At 71.4% G+C, this 24,487-nt stretch carries 19 protein-coding genes; 8 read left to right on the forward strand and 11 right to left on the reverse strand.

Features of this window, described 5'->3' with window-relative positions; genetic code table 11:
• Positions 1-11: 11 nt before the first annotated feature.
• Positions 12-5,981 carry an Ig-like domain-containing protein gene (locus tag AOP78_RS01400; protein ID WP_152659353.1) on the reverse strand — a complete coding sequence of 1,990 codons (5,970 nt, stop codon included), beginning with the start codon at positions 5,979-5,981 and terminating at the stop codon, positions 12-14.
• Positions 5,981-7,096, reverse strand: a complete 1,116-nt coding sequence (locus tag AOP78_RS01405; protein WP_062201645.1) for a serine/threonine-protein kinase — start codon at positions 7,094-7,096, stop codon at positions 5,981-5,983. The genes AOP78_RS01400 and AOP78_RS01405 overlap by 1 nt, the downstream gene beginning before the upstream one ends.
• Before the next feature lie 184 nt (positions 7,097-7,280).
• On the opposite strand from AOP78_RS01405, the gene AOP78_RS01410 reads away from it, so the two are divergent.
• Positions 7,281-7,703, forward strand: coding sequence for an acyl-CoA thioesterase (locus AOP78_RS01410; protein WP_236685255.1), 423 nt, complete (start codon positions 7,281-7,283; stop codon positions 7,701-7,703).
• Positions 7,704-7,751: 48 nt separating this feature from the next.
• Here AOP78_RS01410 and fgd read toward each other — a convergent pair whose 3' ends face one another.
• The 3 genes from fgd to cofC are packed head-to-tail and all read right to left on the reverse strand — an operon-like array spanning position 7,752 to position 10,329.
• A complete protein-coding gene (fgd, locus tag AOP78_RS01415) occupies positions 7,752-8,771 on the reverse strand; it encodes a glucose-6-phosphate dehydrogenase (coenzyme-F420) (RefSeq protein ID WP_062200727.1) in 1,020 nt (339 codons plus the stop codon).
• Entirely contained in the window at positions 8,768-9,595 is an 828-nt protein-coding gene (cofE, locus tag AOP78_RS01420) for a coenzyme F420-0:L-glutamate ligase (RefSeq protein WP_062201647.1), read from the reverse strand. Before cofE ends, fgd begins: the two co-directional genes overlap by 4 nt.
• Before the next feature lie 50 nt (positions 9,596-9,645).
• The gene (gene cofC, locus AOP78_RS01425) at positions 9,646-10,329 is read right to left on the reverse strand and encodes a 2-phospho-L-lactate guanylyltransferase (protein ID WP_062200728.1); all 684 of its coding nucleotides are present in this window, start codon (positions 10,327-10,329) and stop codon (positions 9,646-9,648) included.
• Between the two features lie 55 nt (positions 10,330-10,384).
• Between cofC and cofD the strand changes: the two genes are divergently transcribed.
• From cofD to AOP78_RS01440, 3 genes are all read left to right on the forward strand, one after another.
• A complete protein-coding gene (gene cofD / locus AOP78_RS01430) occupies positions 10,385-11,344 on the forward strand; it encodes a 2-phospho-L-lactate transferase (protein ID WP_236685256.1) in 960 nt (319 codons plus the stop codon).
• A gap of 153 nt (positions 11,345-11,497) precedes the next feature.
• Entirely contained in the window at positions 11,498-12,802 is a 1,305-nt protein-coding gene (locus tag AOP78_RS01435; RefSeq protein ID WP_083979671.1) for an amidohydrolase family protein, read from the forward strand.
• Positions 12,803-13,066: 264 nt separating this feature from the next.
• A complete protein-coding gene (locus tag AOP78_RS01440; RefSeq protein ID WP_152659355.1) occupies positions 13,067-13,429 on the forward strand; it encodes a hypothetical protein in 363 nt (120 codons plus the stop codon).
• 52 nt (positions 13,430-13,481) lie between these two features.
• Here the strand turns inward: AOP78_RS01440 and AOP78_RS01445 are convergent, their stop codons facing one another.
• The 6 genes from AOP78_RS01445 to AOP78_RS01470 all read right to left on the reverse strand — a co-directional run bounded on the left by AOP78_RS01445 (position 13,482) and on the right by AOP78_RS01470 (position 20,044).
• Entirely contained in the window at positions 13,482-14,909 is a 1,428-nt protein-coding gene (locus AOP78_RS01445) for an amidase (protein ID WP_160297580.1), read from the reverse strand.
• The gene (locus AOP78_RS01450) at positions 14,906-15,994 is read right to left on the reverse strand and encodes a pyridoxal phosphate-dependent aminotransferase (protein ID WP_062200732.1); all 1,089 of its coding nucleotides are present in this window, start codon (positions 15,992-15,994) and stop codon (positions 14,906-14,908) included. The genes AOP78_RS01445 and AOP78_RS01450 overlap by 4 nt, the downstream gene beginning before the upstream one ends.
• Positions 15,995-16,050: 56 nt before the next feature.
• Positions 16,051-17,040, reverse strand: coding sequence for a 2,5-dihydroxypyridine 5,6-dioxygenase NicX family protein (locus AOP78_RS01455; protein ID WP_062200733.1), 990 nt, complete (start codon positions 17,038-17,040; stop codon positions 16,051-16,053).
• Positions 17,041-17,045: 5 nt separating this feature from the next.
• The gene (locus AOP78_RS01460; RefSeq protein WP_062200734.1) at positions 17,046-18,047 is read right to left on the reverse strand and encodes an LLM class flavin-dependent oxidoreductase; all 1,002 of its coding nucleotides are present in this window, start codon (positions 18,045-18,047) and stop codon (positions 17,046-17,048) included.
• Positions 18,047-19,255 (reverse strand): M20 family metallopeptidase, encoded by a 1,209-nt coding sequence (locus AOP78_RS01465; RefSeq protein WP_062200735.1) that lies wholly within the window; start codon positions 19,253-19,255, stop codon positions 18,047-18,049. Before AOP78_RS01465 ends, AOP78_RS01460 begins: the two co-directional genes overlap by 1 nt.
• A gap of 117 nt (positions 19,256-19,372) precedes the next feature.
• A complete protein-coding gene (locus tag AOP78_RS01470) occupies positions 19,373-20,044 on the reverse strand; it encodes a GntR family transcriptional regulator (RefSeq protein WP_062200736.1) in 672 nt (223 codons plus the stop codon).
• 231 nt (positions 20,045-20,275) lie between these two features.
• Between AOP78_RS01470 and AOP78_RS01475 the strand changes: the two genes are divergently transcribed.
• The 4 genes from AOP78_RS01475 to tenA all read left to right on the forward strand — a co-directional run bounded on the left by AOP78_RS01475 (position 20,276) and on the right by tenA (position 24,479).
• Complete coding sequence (locus tag AOP78_RS01475) at positions 20,276-21,775, forward strand: aldehyde dehydrogenase family protein (RefSeq protein ID WP_062200737.1); 1,500 nt, start codon at positions 20,276-20,278, stop codon at positions 21,773-21,775.
• Positions 21,772-22,356 carry a flavin reductase family protein gene (locus tag AOP78_RS01480; RefSeq protein ID WP_236685258.1) on the forward strand — a complete coding sequence of 195 codons (585 nt, stop codon included), beginning with the start codon at positions 21,772-21,774 and terminating at the stop codon, positions 22,354-22,356. Before AOP78_RS01475 ends, AOP78_RS01480 begins: the two co-directional genes overlap by 4 nt.
• Positions 22,357-22,470: 114 nt before the next feature.
• Positions 22,471-23,793 (forward strand): LLM class flavin-dependent oxidoreductase, encoded by a 1,323-nt coding sequence (locus tag AOP78_RS01485; RefSeq protein WP_062200738.1) that lies wholly within the window; start codon positions 22,471-22,473, stop codon positions 23,791-23,793.
• Complete coding sequence (tenA, locus tag AOP78_RS01490) at positions 23,790-24,479, forward strand: thiaminase II (protein WP_062200739.1); 690 nt, start codon at positions 23,790-23,792, stop codon at positions 24,477-24,479. The genes AOP78_RS01485 and tenA overlap by 4 nt, the downstream gene beginning before the upstream one ends.
• Positions 24,480-24,487 lie beyond the last annotated feature (8 nt).

Consider the following 24,487-nt stretch of genomic DNA (forward strand, 5'->3'; position numbering starts at 1 on the left):
GGGGGATCGCGTCATGAGCCCGTGCTCGCGCTCGGGGAGGGGTCGGGGGAGGGGTCGGGGACGATGCAGCGCTCGAGCGGGTAGCGGAGCTCGGGCAGGTCGGCGAACGCGGCGCGGAAGCGCACGACGTACTCGTCGTCCGCCTCGTCGATGCTCACGGTGGCCGCGCCCTGGGCGGCGCCGGAGATCGTCACGAGCGTCGCGGGGTCGTCGCCGTCGGAGTAGCACGCGGTGGGGAACTGCACCGTCACGGTGGTCGGCGGGGAGTCGTTCGCGGGCTCCACGTCCGTCTCCTCCCCGCACAGCGTCGTGTCCTCGGTGCGGCAGTAGGCGGCGGTGATGGTCTGAGTGGCTGCGGCGGACAGGGAGAAGCGGGTGCTCGGTGAGCCTCCGTCGTACGTGTAGACGACGGTGAAGCCCTCGAGCGCGTCCCACGTCGGCGCGGTGACGGTCGTGAACGACGCCTTCGCCCCCGCCCACGTCGGGGTCGTGCCGACCGCGTACTCGGTGTCGCCGGTCGGGGCAGACGGCGCGACCCACGTCAGGTACGTGTCCGCGGAGGCGAGCCACGCGGCTCCGAAGCCGTTGGAGACGCAGACGCCGACGTGGTACCTCTGATTCGCGGTCAGCCCGCTCACGGTGGCGCTGGTCGAGGTCGCCGAAGCGCCGGTGACGACCGCTTCGCCCGAGCCGTTCATGGCGCATGACGGGGTGCTCCCGAGCCAGGCGGCGGTGACGATGCTGAGGGATCGTGACGAGTAGTTCGCGTCGATGCTCGGGTGGGAGACCGTCAGCGACGTCCCAGAGGCCGTCGCGGTGACCGTCCCGGTGCCGAAGCGAGGCTTGCCCGCGACCGTGACGCTGACGGAGATCGTCTGCCCCTCGCTGCCGCCGGTGGTCGGCGGCGCGTAGCGGCTCACCGGGACCACCTGGATCTGCTGGGCGCCCACGGGGAGGACGATCTCGGCCTGCGTCGTCCCGCCGGTGCGCGTCACGGTCTCGTCGGTCGTGACGATCTGGAACTCCTCGACGTCCGCGGCCGCGACCATGGTCAGGGTGACGACGCCGTTGTCCACCGACGTGCTGCCGGCACGGTAGACGGTCTGCGCGGAGAGCTCGTCGATCAACGGCTGGTCGTAGGCCCAGGTCGTCACCCCGGAGGTGGACAGGGACTCGCCGACCTCGTTCACGGCCCTGGCCGTGTAGGTGTGCTGCTCCCCGTTGGCGAGCCCGCCGACGGTGCACAGGTAGGCGGTGGGCCCCGAGCGCACGCAGTCGGCCGGCACCTGCGTCGTCCCCTCGTACAGTGCGACCCCCGTGAGCGAGGGGTGCGACTGCGCGGCCTGGCCGAGCGACACCAGCAGCGTCACCCAGTCGGCGCCGTACGACTGGGTCGTCACGCTCGAGGGCGCCGCCGGGTAGCCGAGCACGTCGATGGTGAGCGTGCCGCGTCCCGTGCGGCCTTGAGCGTCGACGACGGTGAAGTCCACGACGCACTCGCCTCCGGAGGGCTTCGCGCTCGAGGGCCAGGTCACGGTGACCTGGCTGTCGCTAGAGACGTGCACGGTCGCGACGGCGCAGCGTGCCGAGGTGTCGGCCGAGGCGCCGACGCCGACGAGCTCGAGCCCGGCCCGTGGTGCGCCCTCGAAGGGGTCGTACTCGCCCTCGACCCCGACCACCGTGAGCGTGCAGGCGCCGTCAGAGACGTCGCACTGGCGGGTCAGCGTGGCGCCGATGGGGGCATCGGGCACGGCGGAGCCGACGACGAGCGTGATGGTCGAGGACAGCCCGCCGTAGGCGCGAGAGGTCACCGTGACGGTCTCACGGGTGCCGGGCCGCGCGTCGGCCTTCGCGGCGACCGTGAGCACGTCGCCCGACTGCGTGACCGTGAAGGCGGAGCCGGAATAGGAGGCGGCCAGGTCGAGCGAATCGATGTCGCCGACGCGGTCGCCCTCCCACGACACCATCTGGTCGAGCATCTGGATCGTCTCGGTGGTGCCGGGGACGACGGTGCGGCTGAGCGCGCCGAGGATCGCCTGGGGGTCGCTCGGCACGATGCTGAACGGGAGGGGCACGACCGACCACGTGGACTGGCCCGCGACGCGCACCACGAGCGAGCAGGTGTCGCTCCATGGCGCCTCGCGGCCCGCGGAGTACGTCACGGCGTCGTCGCCGACGGCGGTGCAGGACGCCGCGGATCTCTGCACGGCGAACGAGGAGCCCTGCTGCACCTCGATCTCGTCGTTCGCGCCGACGCCGAGCAGCTCGCGGACGGCGACCTCGACGCTGTCGTCCTCGCCGACCTCGATCGCGGACAGCCCGGTCGCGGTCTGGATGCGCATGTCGTCGAGCGCGGGGATGCGGAGGAAGCCGTAGCCGACGGCCTCGTTGCCAGCGAGGTCGGTGCCGGTGAGCACGAACGGGACGACGGTGGCCTCGTCCGGCAGCGAGCCGACGATCCTCGTGCCCTCGACGGTGAAGCCCTCGGGCGCGCCCTCCCACAGCGACAGCGTGAGGTTCGAGACGTCGCCGGTGACCCAGGACACCTGTCCGTCGACCACGTCGATCCCGTCGGTCTCGAGGCTCGCGCGGTTCTCGAGGGTGACCACGGTGTCGGACACGGCGATCGAGTCGGGCGCGGGGTCGTCGGCGACATCGACGACGATGAGCCCCTCGGAGGTGCTGAAGGACGACTGCGACTCGGCGGTGTAGACGTACGAGTGCGTGCCCTCGGAGTCGCCCGCGAGGAGCGCGACGACGCCGCTGTCGAGGTCGGTCGACGATGCGATGAGCGACTCGAGCCGGTCGTACTCGCTCGTGCCCGGCTCCGCGTTCGGCCGCAGATCCGTGATCACGAGCTCGCCCTGGAGCGGGTCGCGGTCGTTCGTGAGCGGCTGCACGGTGACCGGCGACGTGGAGCCGAGCGCGACGCTCACGTTGTCGCCGTAGGTGACAGGGGCGACGTCGGTGAGCTCGTCGGAGAGCACTCCGATGCGCAGCGTGGCCGTGCCCGTCTCGCCCTGGGCGTCGCGCACGCTGTAGGTCACCTCGATCTGGCCGCCGGTGACCCCGGACTCGGGGGCCTGGTAGATGATCGAGCGCCCGGTCGGTCCGATCGTCACGACGCCCTCGCCCGCGATGGGCTGGTAGACCGACGAGAGGGTCACGGCGTCGCCGTCGGGGTCGAGGCCCGCGGTGTCGATCGTGACCCGCACGCTCTGCCCTGCCAGCACGCGCGCCTCGAGATCGCGTGGCTGCGGCGCGGAGTTCGCTCCCTCGGCGATGACGGTGACGGTGATCGTCCCGGTGTCGAGCACGGTCGGGTCGCTCTGCAGGTAGGCCGAGTAGCGCACCGTGTAGACGCCGGGGGAGGTGGGGGCGACGTACCGCACGGAGGTGCCCGAGGCGAAGGCGAGCTCTCCCTCCGCGCCCGATCCTGTGATCTCGGGGTGGAGCATCAGCCGCTCGCCGCGTGGCGAGACGTCGTTGTCGAGCACCGGGATGTCGACCTGGGCGCCCGCCCGCACCGTCACCGCGTCGGGCGCGGCGATCGCGCCGACTCCGTGGGTGGCGGGGAGCAGGATCACGGTGAGCTGGGTGCGGACCGCGGCGCCGGTTCCGTCCGCGATGACCACGTCGGCCACGCCGAGGGTCCCGGTGTCCTCGGCCGCGGTGGTCGCGCTGACGCGCACATAGGTCTGGTCGACGACGCTGACGCTGAGGGCGGCGTCGCTCGTCGACGCCTCCTGGACCATGAGCACCCGCCCTCCGGTCGCGCTGACCGCGCCCAGGACGTCGACGGTCGTGTCCTCGCCCGGGCGCACGAATGCGGTGAGCGGCGCGGCCGCGAGCGCGCGCGCCGAGGCGCTCGCGGTCACGCGGATCACGGCGGTCTGGCGCGCGAGGGTCTCGGTGTCCTCAACCGTGTAGGTCGCGGTGAACGATCCCTCCTCGGCTGCGACCAGGTCGATCGTGCCGTCGGACGCGCTCGGCAGCACCGACAGCGTCTCCTCGAGGCCGGTCGAGGCGGCGGCGCCGACGAGCCGGTAGGAGCCTGAGCCTCCGCTGACCATCTCGGCGAGGTCGACCGTGGCCGTCTGGTCGACCCCGAGGCTGATCGCGGTCGGGCTCGCGACGAGGGTCGGCGTGGACGTCACGCGCACCGTGAGCGTGCGTTGCGCGGTGGCTCCGAGCGAGTCGGCGACGGTGACGGTGATCGCGATGTCCTCGTCGCTCGCGTTCTCGTCGAGGTGGCGCACGATGACCTTGCCATCCGAGGTCGGCACCACGGTGACGGGGGCGGACGAGTCCTCCGCGACGGCGTCCTGAAGCACCACGGGGTCGCCCTCGGGATCCACCCAGCCCGACAGCACGTCGACCGACACGTAGCCGCCCGGCGCGACCTGTGGGGTCGGCCACTCCTTCACGCAGCCGTCGGTGCCGCACCACACGGGGGCCGTCTCGGTGTCGTCGTCGACCACGGTGAGCGTCACGGTCGCCGGCTCAGAGGTGGCGCTGCCGTCCGTGACCGCGTACGTGAACGACGCGGTTCCCGAGTCCGCGGCCACGCGCACGACGGCGGCCTGGTCGTCCGCGATCAGCCCGACCTCGCCGAAGCCGTCATCGACCGTCGTGAGCGATGCCGGGTCGATCGTGAGCACGTCCTTGCTGTTCGGGTCGTGGTCGTTGAGCAGCAGCGGAAGCGACACGACCGCGCCCGCCCGGACCCCCAGCGCATCGTCCTCGGCGACGGGGGGCTCCTGCTCGACCACGTCGTCGACCTCGATCGTCCCCTCCTGCTCCTCGCTCTCGGCGAGCGGGTCCCACTCGTCGACGGGAAGGAGCGTGCCGTCGGACACGAGCCACACCATGCCCGTCGTCGTCTCGGTGAGCACGGCCCTGTCGCCGTTGCTGCGGAAGGCGGGCGAGGCCGCGCGCGTGTCGTCGAACTGGTCGGAGAGCACGTCGAGGTCGAGCACCTCGGCGCGTTCGCTCGACCACAGCGCTCCCGACGTGGTCGACACCCACGCGGCGTAGGCGACGCCGTCGACGATCACCGGCGCCGCGGGGGTTCCGGACGCCTCGGCGAGGCGCGTCGTCGTACCGTCGGCGAGCGCGACGGAGAGCAGCCCGGCGGAGTCGGCGAGCAGCACATCGTCCCTATCCGACGCACCGTCCTGGAGCACGAGACCGTCCGCGGCTCCCGTCGTGACCGGGGCCGAGAGGCCGCTGATCCACACCTCGCCCGTGGTGGAGGAGGAGAGCGTCCACGTCCCGGACACGAGCGCCATGGCCAGCCCGGCGTCGGCATCGGGCGCCGAGGGAACGGTCTCTGCGCCGGAGTCGAAGCCCACCCCCGCGCGGTACGTGCGGACGGCACCCTCGGAGGCGGAGTACATCGCGACGGTCCCGTCCTCGTCGATCGCGACCGCGTCGGCGACGTAGGTCGGTTCCTCGCCGTCCTCGCTCGCGAGGCCCGCGTAGGGGTCGAGCTCGTAGGGGCTCGCCGACAGGCCGTCCTCCTCGGGCAGCGTCCCGAGCAGCACCTCGCCCGCGTCCGTGAGGTAGACGATCGCGTCGCCCGCGGACGCGATGGCGTCCACTCCCGACGGGATGGACGCGGTGAGCGCGCCGCCCTCCTCCGCGTCGGTCTCCACGAGGTCGGCCGGGTCCGCCCCTGTGATCGCCCAGCCCTGGCCGTACGCCTGCGCGAAGACGATCCCGCGGGTCCCGGACTGGACCACGTCGCTCGGGTCCGAGACGTTGCGCACCGCGGAGAACTCGCCGAGGTCGGTGTCGACCTGCGCGTACTGGCCGTCGTCCCTCGTCACCCACACCGAGGTCTCGACCGATGGCGTCTCCTGCACCTCGTATCCCGGAGCGATGATCACGGCGCCGGCGAGAGCGCCCAGCGCGACGACGCCGATCGACGCGCGCAGCACCGGTCGCGATCGTCGTGGGGCGGCCGGCGCCTCGACCATCAGAGCGCCGCCAGGAGGATCGCGAGCGCCGCGACCGCGGCGGCCCCGATGGCGGCCCCGATGAGCATGGGCCTGCGCGAGGAGCCGGAGTTCGCGGCCGGCGCGGACTCGGCATCGCGTCGCTGCGTGGACGCGAGGTGCTGCGCGCGCGCAGCGCGCCGCGAGTCCTGCCTGACCGTGGAGGCGACGGGTGGCCGCGAGGGCTCGGCGGCTGTCGGCGAGGCCGCCGCCGCCCACTCGGAGGCCGCGACCTCGAGCGGGGTGGTCGGCAGCCCGAGCTCGTATTGAGCCCACCGGAGCTGCTCGCCGAGCTCGAGCATCGACGACGCGCGGCCAGCGGGATCCTTCGTGAGGGTCCTGACGAGCATCTGCGCGAAGCGCTCGCCCAGGTCCTCGCGCTCGAGCGGCTCGGGCTGTCCCCTGAGGATCCGCGCCTCGAGCTTGTGGCGCGGGAGCCGTCCCTGGCCCGCGGGCTCGAACGGAGGCCGCCCCGCGAGCAGCGTGTACAGCGTGGCCCCGAGCCCCCATACCTCCGACGCGACGGTCCCTGTGGTGTCGCCTCGGACCACCTCGGGCGCGCTCCAGGGCAGCGACAGCGCGACAGTGTCGCCGCCCTCGGAGCCCCGTGTGACGGCCGACGCGATGCCGAAGTCCGCGAGGACGGGCGTGCCGAGGGACGTGACGAGCAGGTTGGAGGGCTTGATGTCCCGATGGAGGATCCCGGCGCGGTGCGCGGTCTCGAGCGCTCCGGCCATCCGCACGCCGGCGTCGAGCGCCCGGTCGACCGGCAGCGGCGCCCGCCTCATCTCCGCGCGCAGCGTGTCGGGGCAGTACTCCATGACGAGGTACGGGCGGCCGTCCCCGGAGATCGACGCCTGGTGGACGGTGACGATCGAGGGGTGCGAGCTGAGCCGGGCGAGGGTGTCGGCCTCGGAGGTGAACGCCGACAGGACGGCGGGGTTGATCGCGTCGTCGATGAGCACCTTGACCGCGACCACGCGGCGCGGCATGTCCTGCTCGAACAGGAACACGTCGGCGAAGCCGCCCGTCCCGAGCGGGCGGATGTAGGTGTAGCCCGGCAGCACGGGCGGGGCTGAGGTCGTACGTCGCGCCACGGCCCTGCCTTCCACCTCCATGGTGCCCGGGCCGTTCCCGAGCGATCCCTGCCCGCTCCGGGCGGCATCGCCTCGCGACGCGGCGCGGGGCTCCTCCTAGGCCACGAGAATACGTCCGCCGTGGGGGCTGTCGGTAGCCGACACGGTGTGGGCCATGCGACTTCACGCGCGGTACCGTGGCGAGGTGCCTGCCGTCACCGTGCCCATCCCGCTGCGCTGGTCCGACTGCGACGCCTACGGTCACGTGAACAACGTGGCGATCGTGGGTCTGCTGGAGGAGGCGCGCGTGCGCGCGCTGTGGGATGACGACGACCCGATCATGCCTCCGCTCGGAGCCTCCTCGGACGTCTGGGTGCTGGTCGCGGACGTCACGACGAGGTACCGCCGGATCATCGACCACCGTGTGGCGCCGATCGACGCTGAGGTCTCGGTGTCGAGGTGCGTCGGCGCGAGCTTCGTCGTCGACTACCGCCTCCTCGTGGACGGCGAGGTGTGCGTCGAGGCCTCGACGACGCTCGCGATGGTCGACGCGGCGACCGGGCGCCCGACGCGCCTCACCCCCGAGCAGCGGGAGCGGCTCCTCGCGCTCGCCCCCGACGCGGGCTGACCCACGCGGGGGCGTCGCCCCCGACGCGCCGCAACGCGGGATCCAGGCTCACCCGAGCACGCGCAGGCGCGGCGCGAGGTCCCTCTCGAACAGGTTCATGAAGCGCCGCTGGTCGTGCCCGGGCGCGTGGAAGACCAGGTGGGTGAAGCCCATCTCGACGTACTCGCCGATCCTCGCCGCCACATCGTCCGGGTCCGTGCCGACGATCCACCGCGAGGCGATCGTCTCGATCGGCAGCGCGTCGGCCGCGTTCTCCATCTCGACGGGGTCGGTGATGTCGTGCTTGGCCTCGGCGGGCAGCGACAGCGGCGACCAGAACCGGGTGTTGTCGAGCGCCGCCTCCTCGGTCTCCTCGTAGGACAGCTTGATCTCGATCATGCGGTCCACGGACGCGGGGTCCTTGCCACCGGCCTCGGCGCCCGCGGCGACGGCCGGCAGCAGCTTGTCGACGTAGAGCTCGCGGCCCTTGCCCGACGTGCAGATGAAGCCGTCGCCTGCGCGGCCCGCGTACTTCGCGACCACGGGGCCGCCCGCGGCGATGTAGACGGGGATGCCGCCGTCGGGACGGTCGTAGATCGAGGCGTCGTGGGTCGAGTAGTACTCGCCGTCGAACGACACGCGGTCGCCCGCCCACAGCGCGCGCATGAGGCGCACAGACTCGCGCAGGCGCGCGAAGCGCTCCTTGAACTCGGGCCAGCGCTGCTCGCCGGCGCCGTCCCAGCCCGTGGCGATCTCGTTGAGCGCCTCTCCCGAGCCGACGCCCAGCCAGATCCGGTCGGGGTTGAGCATCCCCAGGGTCGCGAAGGCGTGCGCGAGCACGGCCGGGTTGTAGCGGAACGTGGGCGTGAGCACCGAGGTGCCGAGCGTGATGGTCGACGTGCGCTCGCCCGCCGCCGCGAGCCACGCGAGCGAGAAGGGCGCGTGGCCGCCCGTGTGGCGCCACGGCTGGAAGTGGTCGCTGATCGCGGCGGACTCGAAGCCGTGCCGCTCCGCCTCGACCGCGAGCTCCACCAGCTCGCGCGGGCCGAACTGCTCCGCCGAGGCCTTGTAGCCGAGCTTCAGGGTCATGAGTTCTCCTTGTCAGTGCCGGTCACCCCGGCGTCGCCTGCGGTGGCACTGGCCGCGGCGAGGCCCGCCGCGTACCCGTCGGCGTACGCCTCGCGGTGGCCCTGCCTGAACATGTCGCTCTCGGGGGGACGGACGATGCTGCGCGCGCCTGGGAGGTCCAGCGCGCCGACCGCGCGGCCCAGGCCGCGCACGATCGCGAAGGGGCGCCCGGAGGTCTTGCCCTTCACCAGGTCGGACGCCGCGGCGATCTCGTCGGCGAGGCACGGCCGCGTGGCGACGAGGGGGCGGCCGTTGCTGTCGACGGTTCCGGCCATCTCGTCGAACACGGTGACCCCCGCCGCTCCGATCGCCGTGTCGGTCTGGCCGTTCCGCCATGCGCGTCCGAGCGTGTCGGTGACGATCACGCCCACGGCGGCGCCCGTGGCCGCACGCAGCGACGCCGCGAGCGCCCGCGCCGACGCGTCGGGGTCGAGGGGGAGCAGGAGGACCGTGCCCGCGTCGGTGTTGGAGGCGTCCACGCCGGCCGCGGCGCACACCATGCCGAGCCGGTTCTCGACGATGCGCGTCGCGCCGTCGTCGTGCGCATGAGGGATCGACGCGACGAGCCGCACGGTCTCGGCGTCGATCGCCTCCTCGCGCGTGTCGGCGGCGACGATCCGTCCCTCGGCCTTGGAGACGACCTTGGAGGTGACGACGACGATGTCCCCGTCGCGCAGCGTCGGCCGACGCCCGAGCGCCGCGAGCAGCAGTGCCGCGAGGTCGTCGCCGGGACGCACCTCGGGAACCGGTCCTGGCGCCCACACGGTGAGCGCCGCATCGTCCATGGGGACGGCCCTCTCGGGCACGGGCTGGGCCTTGCCCAGGTGGAGGGGAGTCATGATCGACCCACCGTACGGGCATCGTGTGACACGGGTGTTGCGGCGACGGCCGGATCCGCGAGAGCGGCGAGCGCGCGCCTCGTCGCGGGACCGAGCCCGAGGTCGGCGGCGCGAGCGAGGTCCTCGAGCGTGTCCACGTCGGCGCGCACCCGGGTCGGCGCCGACGACTCCAGCGGCGCGTAGCCGGCGGCGAGGTGACGGGCGCGCGAGCCCGCGCCGAACGCGGGCGCGTGAGCGATGCCGGGGCCCGCGGTCAGCAGGGTCGTGCCGGTGCCCTCGGCGTCGGGGACGACGCCACGGTCCACCTCGGCCGCCGCGACGAGGACGACGTCGAGCGCCGCGCCGGTGAGCGCGGGAAGGTCGCCGAGCAGCACCGCGCGAGGCGCCGACGGCTCGCAGGCCCCGAGCCCCGCGGCGATCGCCCCGGACAGGGACGGCGGCTGGGGGTCGGTGATCACGCGGGCGCCCAGCCCCTCGAAGACGTCCCGCGCGGCCTCGGCGGTCACGACGACGACCTCGGTCACGCCCTCTGCCCTGAGCACCGCACGCACCGTGTCCCGCGCGAACGCGCGCGCGAGCCGTTCGCGGTCCTCGTCGGGCAGGGCGAGCCGACTCTTCGATGGCGCGGTGCCGCGCACGGGCACGACGACCTGCCATGCGGGCTCGGGGACTGCGGGCATACTCGCAGTCTAGGGACGCGGCAGCCGGTGCCCGTCCCGTGCGGAGGAGGCCCGGGTGAGAGAGATCGTCGTGCTGTCGGGCGGCGTCGGGGGCGCACGGTTCACGCGTGCGCTGAGAGACGCGCTCGCGGGCGAGGACGCCCGGATCCGCGTGATCGTCAACACCGCGGACGACATGTGGATGGCGGGCCTGAGGATCTGCCCCGATCTTGACTCCGTGACCTACACGCTCGCAGGCGTGAACGACGAGCAGCGCGGCTGGGGACGGATCGGCGAGAGCGAGCGGGTCTCTGCCGAGCTGCACGAGTGGGGGATCGGCTGGCCCTGGTTCACGCTCGGCGACCTGGACCTCGGGATGCACATCGCGAGGACGTCGCTGCTGCGCGAGGGGACGCCGCTGTCCTCCGTCGTCGCGCGCCTGACGGCCCGCTGGGATCTCGGAGCCCGGCTGCTGCCCATGACGGACGATGCGGTCGAGACCCACGTCGTGACGGACGGGGGGACGATGCACTTCCAGGAGTGGTGGACCAGGCACCGGGCCTCGGTGCCGGCGCGCGGCTTCGAGCTGAGGGGCGCGGACGATGCGGTGCCGGCTCCTGGGGTGGTCGAGGCCATCGCGGGTGCCGACGTGGTGCTTGTGGCGCCCTCGAACCCGATCGTGTCGATCGGGCCGATCATAGCCGTCGGGGGGATCCGCGACGCGCTCACGGCGACCCCCGCGCCCGTGGTCGGCGTCTCACCGATCATCGGCGGGTCGGTGGTGCGCGGCATGGCGGACGCGTGCCTGACGGCGGTCGGCACTGCCACGGACGCCGCGGCGGTGGGGCTGCGCTACGGCGCTCGAGCGGCCGGGGGAGTGATCGACGGCTGGCTCGTGGACGAGGTCGACGCGGACGCGGTCCCCGGTCTCGAGGCGGCGGGGATCGCCACGCGCTCCGTGCCCCTGTGGATGTCGGAGCCGGCCGCCGCGCAGACCCTCGCGCGGGACGCGCTCGCGCTCGCGGGCTCCGTGTAGGGCGCGGTGCCGTCCCACCTCGGCGGGGAGCGCGGGGCATGCTCCTCCCGGCGGGCGCGACTGGTGGACAAATGTGTGGCAGGGGCTTGCGATCGCCTTTTGTGTCTCATATCTTATTGAGGGACCTCATCCCCCGAACGAGGAGTCCCTCGCATGGCAAGAACAGTGATCAAGGGTGGCGTCGTGCTCACCCTCGACGACGCCGCCCCCTTCCACGCCGACGGCGCGGTGATCGTCGACGGCGACCGCATCGTCTGGGTCGGCCCGAGCTCCGAGCTTGTGCTCGAGCCGGGCGATGCGATCGTCGACGCGTCGCGCAAGGTCGTGATGCCCGGTCTTGTGAACCTCCACTACCACGTGGACCTGGGCCGCTCCTCGGGGGAGTTCTCCGACGACAAGCGCCCGATGTGGGACGTGCTGTTCGACGACTGGTACCCGTTCATCGGGCAGCTCACCCCGGACGAGGTGTACTGGGCCTCGATGGCGTGCTACGCCGAGGCGATCCGCTTCGGCAACACCACCGTCAACGACATGTACGTCCAGACCGAGGCGCGCGCCCGCGCGGCCGGGGCGATGGGCATCCGTGCGACCCTGTCCAACGAGATCGCGACCCCCGAGACGGGGATCGATACCGTCGAGCGGAACATCGCCGCGTTCAAGGAGGCCGACGGCACGCAGGACGGGCTCGTCACGGTCGCCTTCGGGATCGAATGGCTGCCGTGCGCGTCCGACACGATCCTTTCCGAGGTGCGCGCCGCCGCCACCGACCTCGGCGCCGGGATCCACATCCACCTCAACGAGGCGATGTCCGAGGTTGAGAACAGCCTCGAGCGCTACGGCAAGCGCCCCACCGAGCTCGCGTACGAGCTCGGCTTCCTGGGTCCTGACGTGGTCGCCGCGCACGCCGTCCACCTCGACGACCGCGAGATCCAGTGGGTCGCCGAGACCGGCACGCACATCTCCCACAACCCGGCGTCGAACTCGTTCCTCGGCAATGGCATCGCGCGCATGAACGACTTCCGCGCCGCCGGCATCAACGTGGGGCTCGGCACCGATGCCTCGTTCATGCAGGACATGTTCGAGGCGATGAGGTGGGCCACCTTCCTCCACCGCGCCAAGGCCGCGGACGTCTCCGTGCGCTCGTCGCCCGAGGCGCTCGCGATGGCGACGATCAACGGCTCCAAAGCGCTCGGCCAGGACACCGGCGTGCTCGCCCCGGGCAGGCTCGCGGACCTGATCCTGCTGGACGTCGACCAGATGAAGTTCGCGATGATGGACCGCGCCGATGTCGGCTCCGTCACCGAGTTCGTCACGAACCACGCGAACGGCAACGACGTCGCCTCGACGATGGTCGCGGGCGAGTTCGTGATGCTGAACCGTGAGCTCACGCGGGTCGACGAGGACGAGATCAAGGCGAACCTGAGCTCCTCCATGGCGGCCGCCTTCTCCCGCGCGTAGAGCCACGCGCGCGTCGGGGCCCTCGCGGATCGTCCGCGTGGGCCCCGACGTCTGCGCGGCGGCGCCGCGCCGTGGCACGGCCCATCCTCCACGTGGGCCGGGACGATGCTGGTGCCGGTGGGAGCGACGCGCTATCCTGACCGCGGAGTCACCGGGTGACGGCGCGCCATGCGTCGCCTGCCATCGGTGCTCCCGGCGCGTTCGGGGGAGCACGCCGCGAACAAGGGGCGGCCGCGCCTGGCGCGGCCATCGAGAGGGGTATCCATGAGTGCAGCACCGTCGGCACCTTCCACGTCCGAGGCGACGGCTCCGCTGCCGCGACTGCGGATGGCGACCGAGGCGCTCGTGCTCGGTATCGTCGCGTTGACGCTCGTCGTCGCGCCCGTCGGCGCCCTGCCGGGCGTGGAGTGGTTGAGCGTCCTCCTGCCCGCAGCCTGTCTCATCGTGACAATCGTCGCGATCACGACGGGGCATCACGCGCGGAGCCGCCTGCGCGGGCTCGAGCGTGACGGAGACCCGCACTCAGGTGCGGGCCGCGCGCTCGCGGGCCTCGTCCTCGGCTACGTCGCGCTCGGGTGGCTCGTCTTCACCACGCTCGCGTGGGCGCTCGTCATCAGCGCGATCTGACGCCGCGGGCCCGGGCCAGGCGCGGTGCGCACGGCCCGGGCCGGCGTCGACCTCAGGCCGGCCGGGCGACGCGGCGCTCCATCGTCGGAGCGGCGAGAGCCTCGAGCCGCTCCGCGACGTCGAGCACGAGCGCGTCTCGCGCCCAGCCGCCTACGACCTGCACGCCCACCGGCAGCCGCCCGGGTCCCAGGTCCACGGGCACTGTCGCGGCGGGCTGACCCGTGATGTTGAACGGGTACGTGTAGGGCGTCCACGTGATCCACGGCAGCTTGGCGTCCGCCTCCCCGCCCGCGGGGACCTCCTGGTCCGCATCGAAGGCCACGAGCGGCATCGTGGGCATGATCAGGACGTCGTACTGCTCGAGGATCGCGAACATCTCCGCGTTGAAGGCCCGGCGCAGCTGCAGGCCCTCGAGATAGTCGGCCACGTCGTACTCCCTCGCGAGCGGCAGCAGGCGCGCGAGGCCCGGGTCCATGACCTCGCCCTGCGACTCGATGAGGCCCGCGAACGTGAGCCCCCGCCCCGCGACCCAGAGACGCTCGAAGACCTCGCGCGGCGCCGCGGTCGGGAGGTCGAGCTCCTCGACCGCTGTCCCGTCCTGCGACCAAGCGCTGAGGCCCGCGAAGAGAGGCTCGAGACGGCTCGCCACCTCGTCCGTGGGCGCGATGCCGAAGGGGGCGCGCACGACGCCGACCCGCAGAGGGCCGGCCGATCGGGTTGAGGGCACGGCGAAGAAGGACTGCGGGTCACGGGGGTCAGGGCCCGCAGCGATGGCCATCACGGCGCGCGCGTCCGCGACCGACCGGGTGAGCGGGCCCGCGTGGGACAGCGACTCGTTCGCGGTGCCGGGCCACACAGGGATCGCGCTCAGCGTCGGCTTGATGCCGAACGCGCCGCAGAAGGCCGCAGGGATGCGGATCGAGCCGCCCGCGTCGGACCCGGTCGCGATCGGCACGGCGCCCGCGCCGACGGTGGAGCCGGAGCCGGCGGAGGAGCCGCCCGAGTTGCGCGTCGGATCCCACGGGTTGCGCGTCACCCCGGTCAGGGGTGAGATGCCGGTGCCCTTCCACCCGAACTCGGGGGTCGTGGTGCGTCCGATGATGACGGCGCCCGCCGCCTGGAGGCGCTCGACCATGGGGGCCGCATAGGTGGCGCTGCTCTCGGACGATGTGCGCGAGCCCTTGAAGCATTGCTCGCCCACGATCGGCATGTTGTCCTTGGAGGCGATCGGCACGCCGTGGAGCGCGCTGCGCGCCCTGCCGTCCTTGGCCTCCGCCTCGAGTCTCGTCGCCTCGGCGAGCGCGTTCTCCGTCCTGAGGGCGACGTACGCGTTGAGGTCGCCGTCGTCCCGCGCGGCGAGCTCGAGCGCGCACTCGGCGAGGTGCACCGGGGAGACCTCGCCCGTCGCGACGAGGCGCCCCATCTCGACGCCGGTGAGGGACTGGTACTCGGCCAGGCCGAGCTCGCGATAGGCGCTCATCGCGCGACCCCGTCCGCGATCGCGGTCCATGCCTCGCAGAACCGGTCCACCCACTCCTCGGGGACGGAGGTGGAGATCTTCACGAAACGCTCGCCGAAGTGCGGCGACTGATATGTGCCGGGACGGACGAACACATCGTGCTCGAGCATGCGCGCGCACACGTCCTCCGAGTGGAGGCCCGTGGCGGAGACGTCGACGGCGAGGAAGTTCGCCTGGGACGGAGAGACCACGACAGCCCCGAAGCCCGTGCGTGCCACGACGTCCTCGACGGCCCCGATGTTGCGGCGGTTGACGCCGCGCAGCATCTCGAGCCACTCGCCGCGGCCTTCGAGGCCCGCGATGGCGGCGCGCTGCGCCTGGATCGGAGCCCCCAGGGGGTTCGACGGCACCGCGGTGAGGCGTGCGAGCAGCTCGGGTGCGGCTACCACCGCGCCGAGCCGCAGGCCAGCGAGACCGAGCCACTTGGAGAAGCTGTAGGTGGTGAACGTCCGCTCCGGGTACAGCTCGGCGACCAGGCTGTGGCCCTCAGCGAAGTGTCGGTACGTGCAGTCGTGCACGATGTACGACTCGGTCTCGCGCGCGAGGGCGACGATCGCCTCGAGCTCGTCGCGCGAGTACAGGCTCCCGAGCGGGTTGAGCGGGTCGATCAGGTAGATGAGGCTGCGAGGCTCGATGACCTCGGCGATCTGCGCGGCCGACAGCTTCGCTCCCGGCTGCTCGTACACGTCGAGCACCGTCACGGGCTTGTCGCCGAGGCCGACGAAGCGCGCAGGCCACGGCCAGCCCGGGTCCGAGGTGATCAGCTGCGAGATCTCCGGAGCCAGCACGGTGCACACGTGGTAGAGGCCCCCGACGGCGCCGTCGGTGACCCAGGCATCGGCGTCGGGCAGGCCCAGGTCCTCGAGGATCAGCTCGCGCAGCCGCGTGAAGCCCAGCGGGGGAGCGTACAGCTGGAACTCGCGCGAGGCGACGCTCGCGGTCATCGCGTCGACGACCGCCGCGGGCGGCTCGAGGTGGGTGGTGTTCTGCCCCATCCACGCCAGCGTCGGGCGGTTCAGGAGGTCTTCGAACGAGGGTGCGGACATAGGGGGACTCCGATTCTTGAGCGGGAGCGAGGCGAGAAGGGGGAGGAGGGTGCGGCTCAGGGCTCGACGAGGTCGCCGCCGACGATCCGGGGTACGCCATCGAGGTGCACGGTCGCGTCCTGCATGACGCAGTCGAGGTGAGCGACGGCGTTCACGGTGCCGCCGTACGCGATCGAGTTGCCGAACGCGATGTGGGCGCTGCCCTTGGTCGACTCGGTCTCCATGGGCACCGCGCACACGGATCCCTGGGGGTTGAGGCCGACAGACACCTCGGCGAGGTTGCCCATGCGCGGATCGTCGCAGCGAGCGATCATCTCGAGCAGGCGGGCCGCCTCGTCGCCCTCGGTCGCGTGGAGAGTGCCCTCGCGGATGTCGAGTGCGACGGGGGACACGACGGGCCCGGGACCCATGAAGAGGAAGTCGCCATCGATCACGACGGTGCCGTCGCTCGAGAGCTCGACCGGCGCTGTGCCCGACTCGATGTCGGGCGGAGCCATGTACGCGCCGGGCTCCCGAGCGACGCCGGTGAGGGCGCGGCCCTTGCGCCCGCGCACCGAGCCGGCCAGGTCGGTGCCCGCCGGCGTGGTGATGCGGTAGGTGTCCGCCTCCTCCCACGCGCGCGCGAGCTTCATCACGGTGCTCGCGATCTCGTCGAAGTCCACGTCGTACGGGCCGCCGAGCCGGAACGTGTCGGCGATCACCGCGGGCATGCTGAGGTAGCGCGTGCCCTGGCGGCAGGCCTCCTGGCGGGCCCTGCTCGAGCCGATGAACGCGGAGGTGAGCTCGATCCCGGCCGCGGCGTTCGCAAGCTCCTCCGCGATCCTCGCGGGGGGCTCCGCCCCGGGCATCGGGATCTCGGCCAGCGTGCGGATGAGCGGGATGGCGCCGCGCTCCCTGAGGCCATCGGCCAGGCCTGCGACCACGGCGAGGTCGCTGCCGGGGTCCGACAGGAGCACGACGCGCTCGTCCTTGCGGATGCCGAGGCACGTGTCGAGCACGCGGGACACCGTGCGCTCGGGAAGCGGCGCGTCGAGACCCGTGCTCACGCCGCTCACTCCGCCTTGTAGGCGTCGACGCACTCCGCGAACGCCTCGATCGTGGCGGTGCGGGAATGGATGTCGCCGCCGATCGGGAAGAGGGTCATCGAGTCGACGCCGAGCGCGTCGAGCGTTGCCATCTTCTCGAGCACCGAGGCGCGGTCGCCGGCGAGCGCCATGCGGCGGACGAAGTCGTCGGGAAGCAGCCGCGCGACCTTGGCGGCCTCCTGGAACTCGCCGCCGCTGTACTCCTGTTGGACCCGGGAGATGAGCTCCTTGTCGAGGCCGGCGAGCTCGCAGTACATCGGCGCGGTCTGGGGGAACCATGCGGCGATGGTGCGCGCGGACTCGAGCGCGGCGTCCTCGTCCTCGTTGATCTCCCCATAGGCGAAGACCGAGATCTTGGGTCGCTCGCTACGACCTGCCTTCTCGACGCCGCGGTCGATGTGCTCGAGCGCGTACGTGAGGCCCACGGTGTCGAGGCCCGCGAGCAGGACCACGCCGTCGGCCACACGACCCGCCATCTCGAGCGTCTTGGGTCCCGAGGCGGAGACGTAGACGGGGATGTCGGCCGGCACGTCGAAGCGCATGTGCGCATCGACGAGCTCGAATCCCATGCCCTGGTACGTGACATGGTCGCCCGTCCACAGGGCGCGCATCGCGTGGATCGAGTCCTCGAGCTGGCGCAGGCGCGCGGGCTTGTGCCCGAGCGCGAGCAGGGGGCGATCTCCCGCCCCGATGCCCATGATGGCGCGCCCTCCGGAGATCTCGTCCAGTGTCGTCGCGGCCACTGCGGCGAGCGCCGGGTGGCGCGTGACCGGATTGGTCACGGCCGTGCCCAGCGTCATCCTGCTCGTCCGCATCGCCGCGATCGTGAGGTACATGTAGCTGTACCGCGAGTGCAGTGACGAGTCGGTGAGCCAGAACTCGTCGAAGCCGAGCGTCTCGATGCGCTCGACGAGGTCCCCGAACTGCGCGGACGGGTAGACCGGCTGGAGGGCGACTCCTGAGCGCATCAGTCCTCCGGGCTCAGCGCGAGCGCGGCGAACGCGGCGTAGACCTTGGTGGCCTCGACGATGTCCTCGATCGAGAGGTGCTCGTCGGGGCAGTAGACGGGCTCTCCGCCCGGGCCGAAGATGATGGTCGGGATGTCGCCACCGAAGCTCGCGGTGTCGCCGAGCCAGCCGGCGACCTGCAGCTGGGGCTCCTCTCCGCGCACCTCGCGGACGGCCTCGATCATGAGCGAGGTGACCTTCGCCTCGGGCTCTGCCAGGTAGCCGGACTTCACGTCCGCCAGCACCACCTCGGCTTCGAAGCGAGGCTCGCGCTCCTTGGCCTTGGCGAGGCAGCGGTCGATCTCCTCGCGGACCTGCTCGAGCGAGACGCCGGGCTGCGGGCGGCAGTCGACGCGGATGACGCACTCGTCGGGGATCATCGAGGGCCCGCCCGGCGGAAGGCCGCCGTACACGCGTCCGGGCGCCATGTAGGTCTCCGGGCCGAACAGGTCGGTCACCCACTCCTCCAGCTGCGGCTCGAGCTTGGACTGGTCCAGCTCGATGATCGCATGGGCGGCGAGCATGTTGGCGTTGACCGCGAGCGGCTTGTGGCACGTGTGGGCCGAGATGCCGCGCACGATGATGTCGTAGTAGTACCGGCCACGGTGGCCCAGGAAGATCTCGTTGTCGCTCAGCTCGCCGAGCACGCAGAGGTCGCCCGGGTGCTCCTTGAAGTAGGTGATCGCTCCGGTCTGGTCGCCCATGTGGTCGGAGACGGCGGCGAAGGAGACGCGGCCGTCGAGCTCGATGCCCGATGCGCGGAGCGCCTCCATGGCGATGATCTGGCACACGAGCGCGGCCTTCATGTCCATGATCCCGTGGCCGTAGATGCTGCCGTCGATGAGGTCGCCCGAGAACGGCTCGCTCAGCTCCCAGCCGTGGGACACGGGCTTGGTGTCCATGTGGCCGGTGAGCACGACGTTCGGTCCCTCGCCCGTCCCGAAGTCAAGGTGACCGATCGCGTTGGGGCGGTCGGCGATGACGGGCTGCAGGTCCACACCGGAGAAGCCGGACTCGCGCATCACGTCCGCGAGGTAGTTCGCGAGCGGGCCCTCGTCGCCAAGGACGCTGGGGATGCGGCACACCTCTTGCACGAGGCGCACGAGGCGCTCCTCGTCGATGTGCTGGGCGACGCGCGATGCGAGGCCTGCGGGGATCTCGGTGGTCATGTTCCATCCTCTCGGATTACGATCTTGTACATAAGATCTTATATACCGAGAGAGAGTCGTCAAGATGAATCGGGCGTCGGCGCTGTTAACTCTGTGTAACGCGCGCCGGTCGGGGCCTCAGCCCTCGGCGGCGGCCGCGGAGAGCTCGGCGATCTGGGCGTCGAGGACGCTCGCGAGGTGGCTGTCGAGGACCTCGATCGCGGCGTCGGCGCGGCCTGACGCGATCGCCTCGACGATTGCGGAGTGCTGGGCGAGCGAGTCCTCGAAGCGTCGCTGCCCTGCGCCGATCTTGCCGAGACGGCGCAGATGGAGGGAGAGGCGGTCGACGAGCTCGCCGAGCATGTGGTTGTCGAGCGCGGAGAACATGATGTCGTCGAACTCGTCGAGGCCGATGCCTGCGGCGGCAAGGTCTCCCGCGTCGAGCGCGGTGCGGGTCGCCTCGACGTTCTTGCGCAGCTGGTCGAGGCGTCCGTCCTGCGATGCCGCGACCATCCGCACGCACTCGCGCTCGAGGATCCCGCGGGCGGCGAACAGCTCGCGGGCGTCGCCGATCGAGTACACGCGGGCGCGAGCGCCGCGGTAGGGCGCGACCTCCACGAGCCCATCGTGCTCGAGCCGCACGAGAGCCTCGCGGATGGGAGTCTTGCTCACTCCATATCGCGCCGAGAGCGTGACCTCGCGCAGGGACGCGCCGGGAGGGAATTCGTGCTCGACGAGGGCGTCCCGCAGCTTGCGGTAGACGATCTCCTTGATCTGCAGCGGTTCGACTGCGTCGATGATCGTGCTCACGTGGGGTTCCTCCCTGGTGTTCCGTGGTCGAGCGACGGTGCTTTCCTGCGGGGAACGCTACTCCATCACAATAGAATATGGAATATCACCACTCCGGCATGGCTGCATGCACCGCTTCGGGGCTCGCGTTAAATCCATGTAACGAGTTGGCGATATGGCTTGGACCGATCGGGCGACCGGCTTAGGGTGCGATGTATTGCATATGAGATCTCATCCTAAATCGGAGGCGCAGTGACCGTCATCGCAACCACCCCCCTGCTGCCCGAGGTCGAGGACTTCCTCGCCAGGGACCATGGGCTGTTCATCAACGGCCGAAGCGTCCCGGCCTCGGACGGCGGCACGTTCCCCGTGCACAACCCGGCCACGGGTGCGCTGCTCGCGCGCGTCGCCGCGGGAACCGCATCGGACGTGGACGATGCGGTCGCCGCGGCTCGCGCCGCGCTCCCCGTGTGGAACGCGATGGCACCGGCGGCGCGCGCGGACCTCATGTGGCGGCTCGGCGACGAGCTCGAGCGCCGGGCCGACGAGTTCGGCCAGCTCGAGACGCTCGACAACGGCAAGCCCACCGGCGAGGCGGGCGGCCTCGACGTCCCCCTGTGCGCGCAGCTCTTCAAGTATTACGCCGGCTGGATCACCAAGATCGAGGGCGAGTCCATGGTTCCCTCGAGCGGCATGGACATGCACGTGTACACGCGCCGCGAGCCTGTCGGTGTCGTCGGCGCGATCATCCCGTGGAACTTCCCGCTCCTCATGTGCGGCTACAAGCTCGGCCCGTCTCTCGCTGCCGGCTGCACGATCGTCCTCAAGCCCGCCGAGCAGACGCCGCTGTCCGCGCTCCGGCTCGTGGGGCTGATGGACGAGATCGGCTTCCCCGCCGGGGTCGTCAACGTCGTCACGGGTGACGGTCCCGGCGCCGGTGCCCCGCTGTCCGCGCATATGGACGTCGACAAGATCACGTTCACGGGCGAGAACGCGACGGGCCAGAAGATCCTTGAGGCCTCCAAGGGGAACATGAAGCGCCTCTCCCTCGAGCTCGGCGGCAAGTCTCCGAGCCTCGTCTTCGAGGACGCCGACCTCGAGGCCGCGATCGAGGGCACCTTCGGCGCCGTGTACTTCAACCAGGGTCAGTGCTGCATCGCCGGCGCGCGCGTCTTCGTGCAGCGATCGGTGTACGAGCGATTCGTCGAGGGGCTCGCCGCGAAGGTCTCCGCGATCCGGCTGGGCGACGGCCTCGCGGACGGCACCACCATGGGCCCCGTCGTCAGCGCCGAGCAGCGCGACCGCGTCAACTCGCTCATCGCCTCGGGCGTCGCGCAGGGGGCGCGGCCCGTCGTCGGAGGCGGCACCGTCCAGTCGGCCGAGCTTGCGGACGGCTACTTCGTCCAGCCGACGCTCTTCACCGACATCACGCCCGACATGGAGATCATGCGCAAGGAGATCTTCGGCCCCGTCGGCATGGTCGGCGTCTTCGACACCGAGGAGGAGGCGGTGACGCTCGCGAACGACACGCAGTTCGGCCTCGCCTCCGGCGTGTGGACCTCGGACGTGAAGCGCGCGCACCGCGTCGCCGCGCAGATTCACGCGGGGGTCGTGTGGATCAACACCTACGGCATGTTCGACGTCGCGATCCCCTACGGCGGTTTCAAGGCCTCCGGCTACGGCAAGGAGCTCGGGCGCGAGGCGCTCGATCCCTACCTCCAGACGAAGACCGTCTGGGTGGACCTCGGGTGAGGCTCGTGCGCGACGACGAGAGTCAGGGTGCTGCTCCCGAGGTCGATGGGGTCCTGGGCTCCGACGGCCTGCCGCTGCCGGGCGTCGACGCGTCGAAGTGGCTCGGGGCGCCGACCCCCGACGGACTGAGGTCGGCGTTCGGGGCGTTCCCCTCGGGCGTGGCCGCGCTGTGCGCCGAGGTCGAGGGAGTGAAGCGCGGCCTCGCGGCGACCTCCTTCACGGTCGGCGTCTCGTTCGATCCGCCGCTCGTGGTGTGCAGCGTGCAGAACAGCTCGACGACGTGGCCGCACCTGCGAGACGCCGCCCGTATCGGCGTCTCGGTGCTCGGCTCCGGTCACGAGAGCGTGTGCCTCGAGCTCGCGCGCAGCGGCGAGGACAAGTTCGCCCACCTCACCGCGATCCCGGCTGCGGGGGCCCTGTTCATCGCCGGCGCCCCCGTCTGGCTCGAATGCTCGATCGTCACCGAGACCCCGGTCGGGGACCACACGCTCGTCGTGCTCGAGGTGGACGCGCTCAGCGTGCTGCCCGACGAGGACCCCCTCATCTACCACGCCAAGCAGTTCCGACGGCTCGCGGGCTGACGTCCGCCTCTGCGCCAACTCCCCGCGACGGGAAATCTCCGCGCAATCACTGATCAACACCTGTGCAACAGGTGTCCCACATACTCGAGCTCCCTACCGAGAAGGACATCCCCCATGACCGACTCACGTCCCCGCCTCATGCACCTCAACCTCTTCATGAGGATGTACGGCCACCATCCGTCAGCGTGGCGGCGCCCCTCTACCCTGCGTGACGAGGCCTTCGACCCGGAGTACTTCGCGAACCTCGCTCGGGCGTGCGAGCGGGGCCTGTTCGACGCGGTCTTCCTCGCCGACACGCAGATGCCCATGTGGGGGCGTGCCGACGTCTCGATGGGGCAGGTCTTCGAGCCGATGTCGCTCATCTCCTACATGTCCGCCAAGACGGACAGGATCGGCTTCATCGGCACGGTCTCGAGCACCCTCAACGACCCCGCGAACGCGGCTCGTCTGGTGGCGAGCGCGAACCTCATCTCGGGCGGGCGCGTCGGCATGAACCTTGTGACGTCGCAGAGCGACGCCGAGGCGCTGCTGCACGGCATGGACGCTCTTCCTGACCCCGAGAAGCGCTACGCGCGGGCCAAGGAGTTCGCCGAGGTGCTGTTCGGACTGTGGGACTCGTACCCGCGCGAGGCTGTGGTCTTCGACAAGGAGGCAGGCCTGGTGTTCGACGAGTCGGCGTTCACGCCGGTCGATCACGATGGGGAGTTCTACAGGGTCAAGGGTGCGCTGTCCGTGCCCGAGTCTGCGCAGGGCCGCCCGGTGCTCGTCCAGGCCGGCGCCTCTCCGGCGGGCCGCGACCTCGCCGCCCGGTACGCCGAGGTCATCTACGGCATCGGCTCGACGCTCGACGACGCCCAGGAGTACTACCGCGACATCAAGCGTCGCACCGTGGGCCACGGCCGCGACGCCGACGCGATCGCGGTGCTGCCCGGCGTCGTCACCGTCGTCGGCGACACCGAGGCCGAGGCGCAGGACAAGAAGGCCTACCTCGACTCGCTCAAGGAGCTGTCCAAGCAGCTCGACACGCTCGGCTCCTACATCGGCATGGATGTGTCGGGACTCACCCGTGACGACACGATGCCCGCGCTGCCTCCGATCGAGGAGTTCGAGGGCCCGAAGGGTCGCTACGTGATGATGCAGACGCTGTCGCGCGGCGCGGACGGCGAGCTCGTCACGGTCGGCGAGATGCTGTCCAGGATCTCGGCAGGCGGAGGTCACTTCACGGCGGTGGGCACGGCCTCGCAGATCGCGGACCAGCTCGAGGAGTGGTTCACGAACGAGGCCGCGGACGGCTTCAACGTCAACGCATCGACCCTGCCCGAAGGCATCGAGGAGTTCGTGGACCAGGTGGTGCCCGAGCTCCAGTCCCGTGGGCTGTTCCGCACCGAGTATGACGGGACGACGCTACGCGGCCACCTGGGGCAGAGGGGCGCGTGAGCGTGTCACTCGACACGTCCGCGGCCCTGCGGGAGCACGCGGGCGCGGCCTGGGGCGCGCTGCTCACGCACGAGTTCCCCGTCCGCCTCGCGGCGGCGACGCTGCCTGAGGCGAGCTTCCGCTTCTATGTCGCGCAGAACCTCCTCTACCTCCCGGAGTACGCGCGCGTGATCGCCTTCGCGGCGGCGCGGAGCGCGGACAGCGCCGGGCTCGGCGAGCACACCGAGTCGCTCATCAACATCGTGTCGACCGAGATCCCGCAGAACCGCCGTCTGCTCGAGGCGATCTCCGCGATCGCTGCCGAGCCGACCCCGGGCGAGGACGTCAAGGCGCCGGCCACCGTCGCCTACACGTCGTGGCTGCTCGCGGTCGCGGCCACGGGGTCGACCCTTGACATCGCCGCGGCGATCCTGCCGTGCGCGTGGAGCTACGGCGACATCGCCGCGGGGCTCGTGAGCGAAGCGTCCGATCATCCCGTGTACAGCGAGTGGCTCGGCTTCTTCGCCTCCGCCGAGTACCGGGCCGTGGTGGACAGGCAGCGCGCCGCCTTCGATGCGGAGCTCGCGGCGCAGGACGATGCGGGCCGCGCCCGCCTCGCCGACATCTTCCTCATGGGGTGCCGGCTCGAGAAGAGCTTCTGGGATCAGGGGCTCGCCATGCAGCACTGGGACGACGTCGCCGGCTGAGCCGGCGG

Origin of the sequence: Demequina salsinemoris, assembly GCF_000974805.1 — a bacterium.
GTDB lineage: Bacteria > Actinomycetota > Actinomycetes > Actinomycetales > Demequinaceae > Demequina > Demequina salsinemoris.

Coding starts and splice junctions, on each gene's coding strand:
- AOP78_RS01465 (WP_062200735.1), bottom strand. CDS start 19,255: ATGACCACCGAGATCCCCGCAGGCCTCGCATCGCGCGTCGCCCAGCAC.
- AOP78_RS01460 (WP_062200734.1), bottom strand. CDS start 18,047: ATGCGCTCAGGAGTCGCCCTCCAGCCGGTCTACCCGTCCGCGCAGTTC.
- cofC (WP_062200728.1), bottom strand. CDS start 10,329: ATGCCCGCAGTCCCCGAGCCCGCATGGCAGGTCGTCGTGCCCGTGCGC.
- fgd (WP_062200727.1), bottom strand. CDS start 8,771: ATGACCCTGAAGCTCGGCTACAAGGCCTCGGCGGAGCAGTTCGGCCCG.
- AOP78_RS01400 (WP_152659353.1), bottom strand. CDS start 5,981: ATGGTCGAGGCGCCGGCCGCCCCACGACGATCGCGACCGGTGCTGCGC.
- AOP78_RS01440 (WP_152659355.1), top strand. CDS start 13,067: ATGAGTGCAGCACCGTCGGCACCTTCCACGTCCGAGGCGACGGCTCCG.
- AOP78_RS01445 (WP_160297580.1), bottom strand. CDS start 14,909: ATGAGCGCCTATCGCGAGCTCGGCCTGGCCGAGTACCAGTCCCTCACC.
- AOP78_RS01435 (WP_083979671.1), top strand. CDS start 11,498: ATGGCAAGAACAGTGATCAAGGGTGGCGTCGTGCTCACCCTCGACGAC.
- AOP78_RS01485 (WP_062200738.1), top strand. CDS start 22,471: ATGACCGACTCACGTCCCCGCCTCATGCACCTCAACCTCTTCATGAGG.
- cofE (WP_062201647.1), bottom strand. CDS start 9,595: ATGGACGATGCGGCGCTCACCGTGTGGGCGCCAGGACCGGTTCCCGAG.
- AOP78_RS01450 (WP_062200732.1), bottom strand. CDS start 15,994: ATGTCCGCACCCTCGTTCGAAGACCTCCTGAACCGCCCGACGCTGGCG.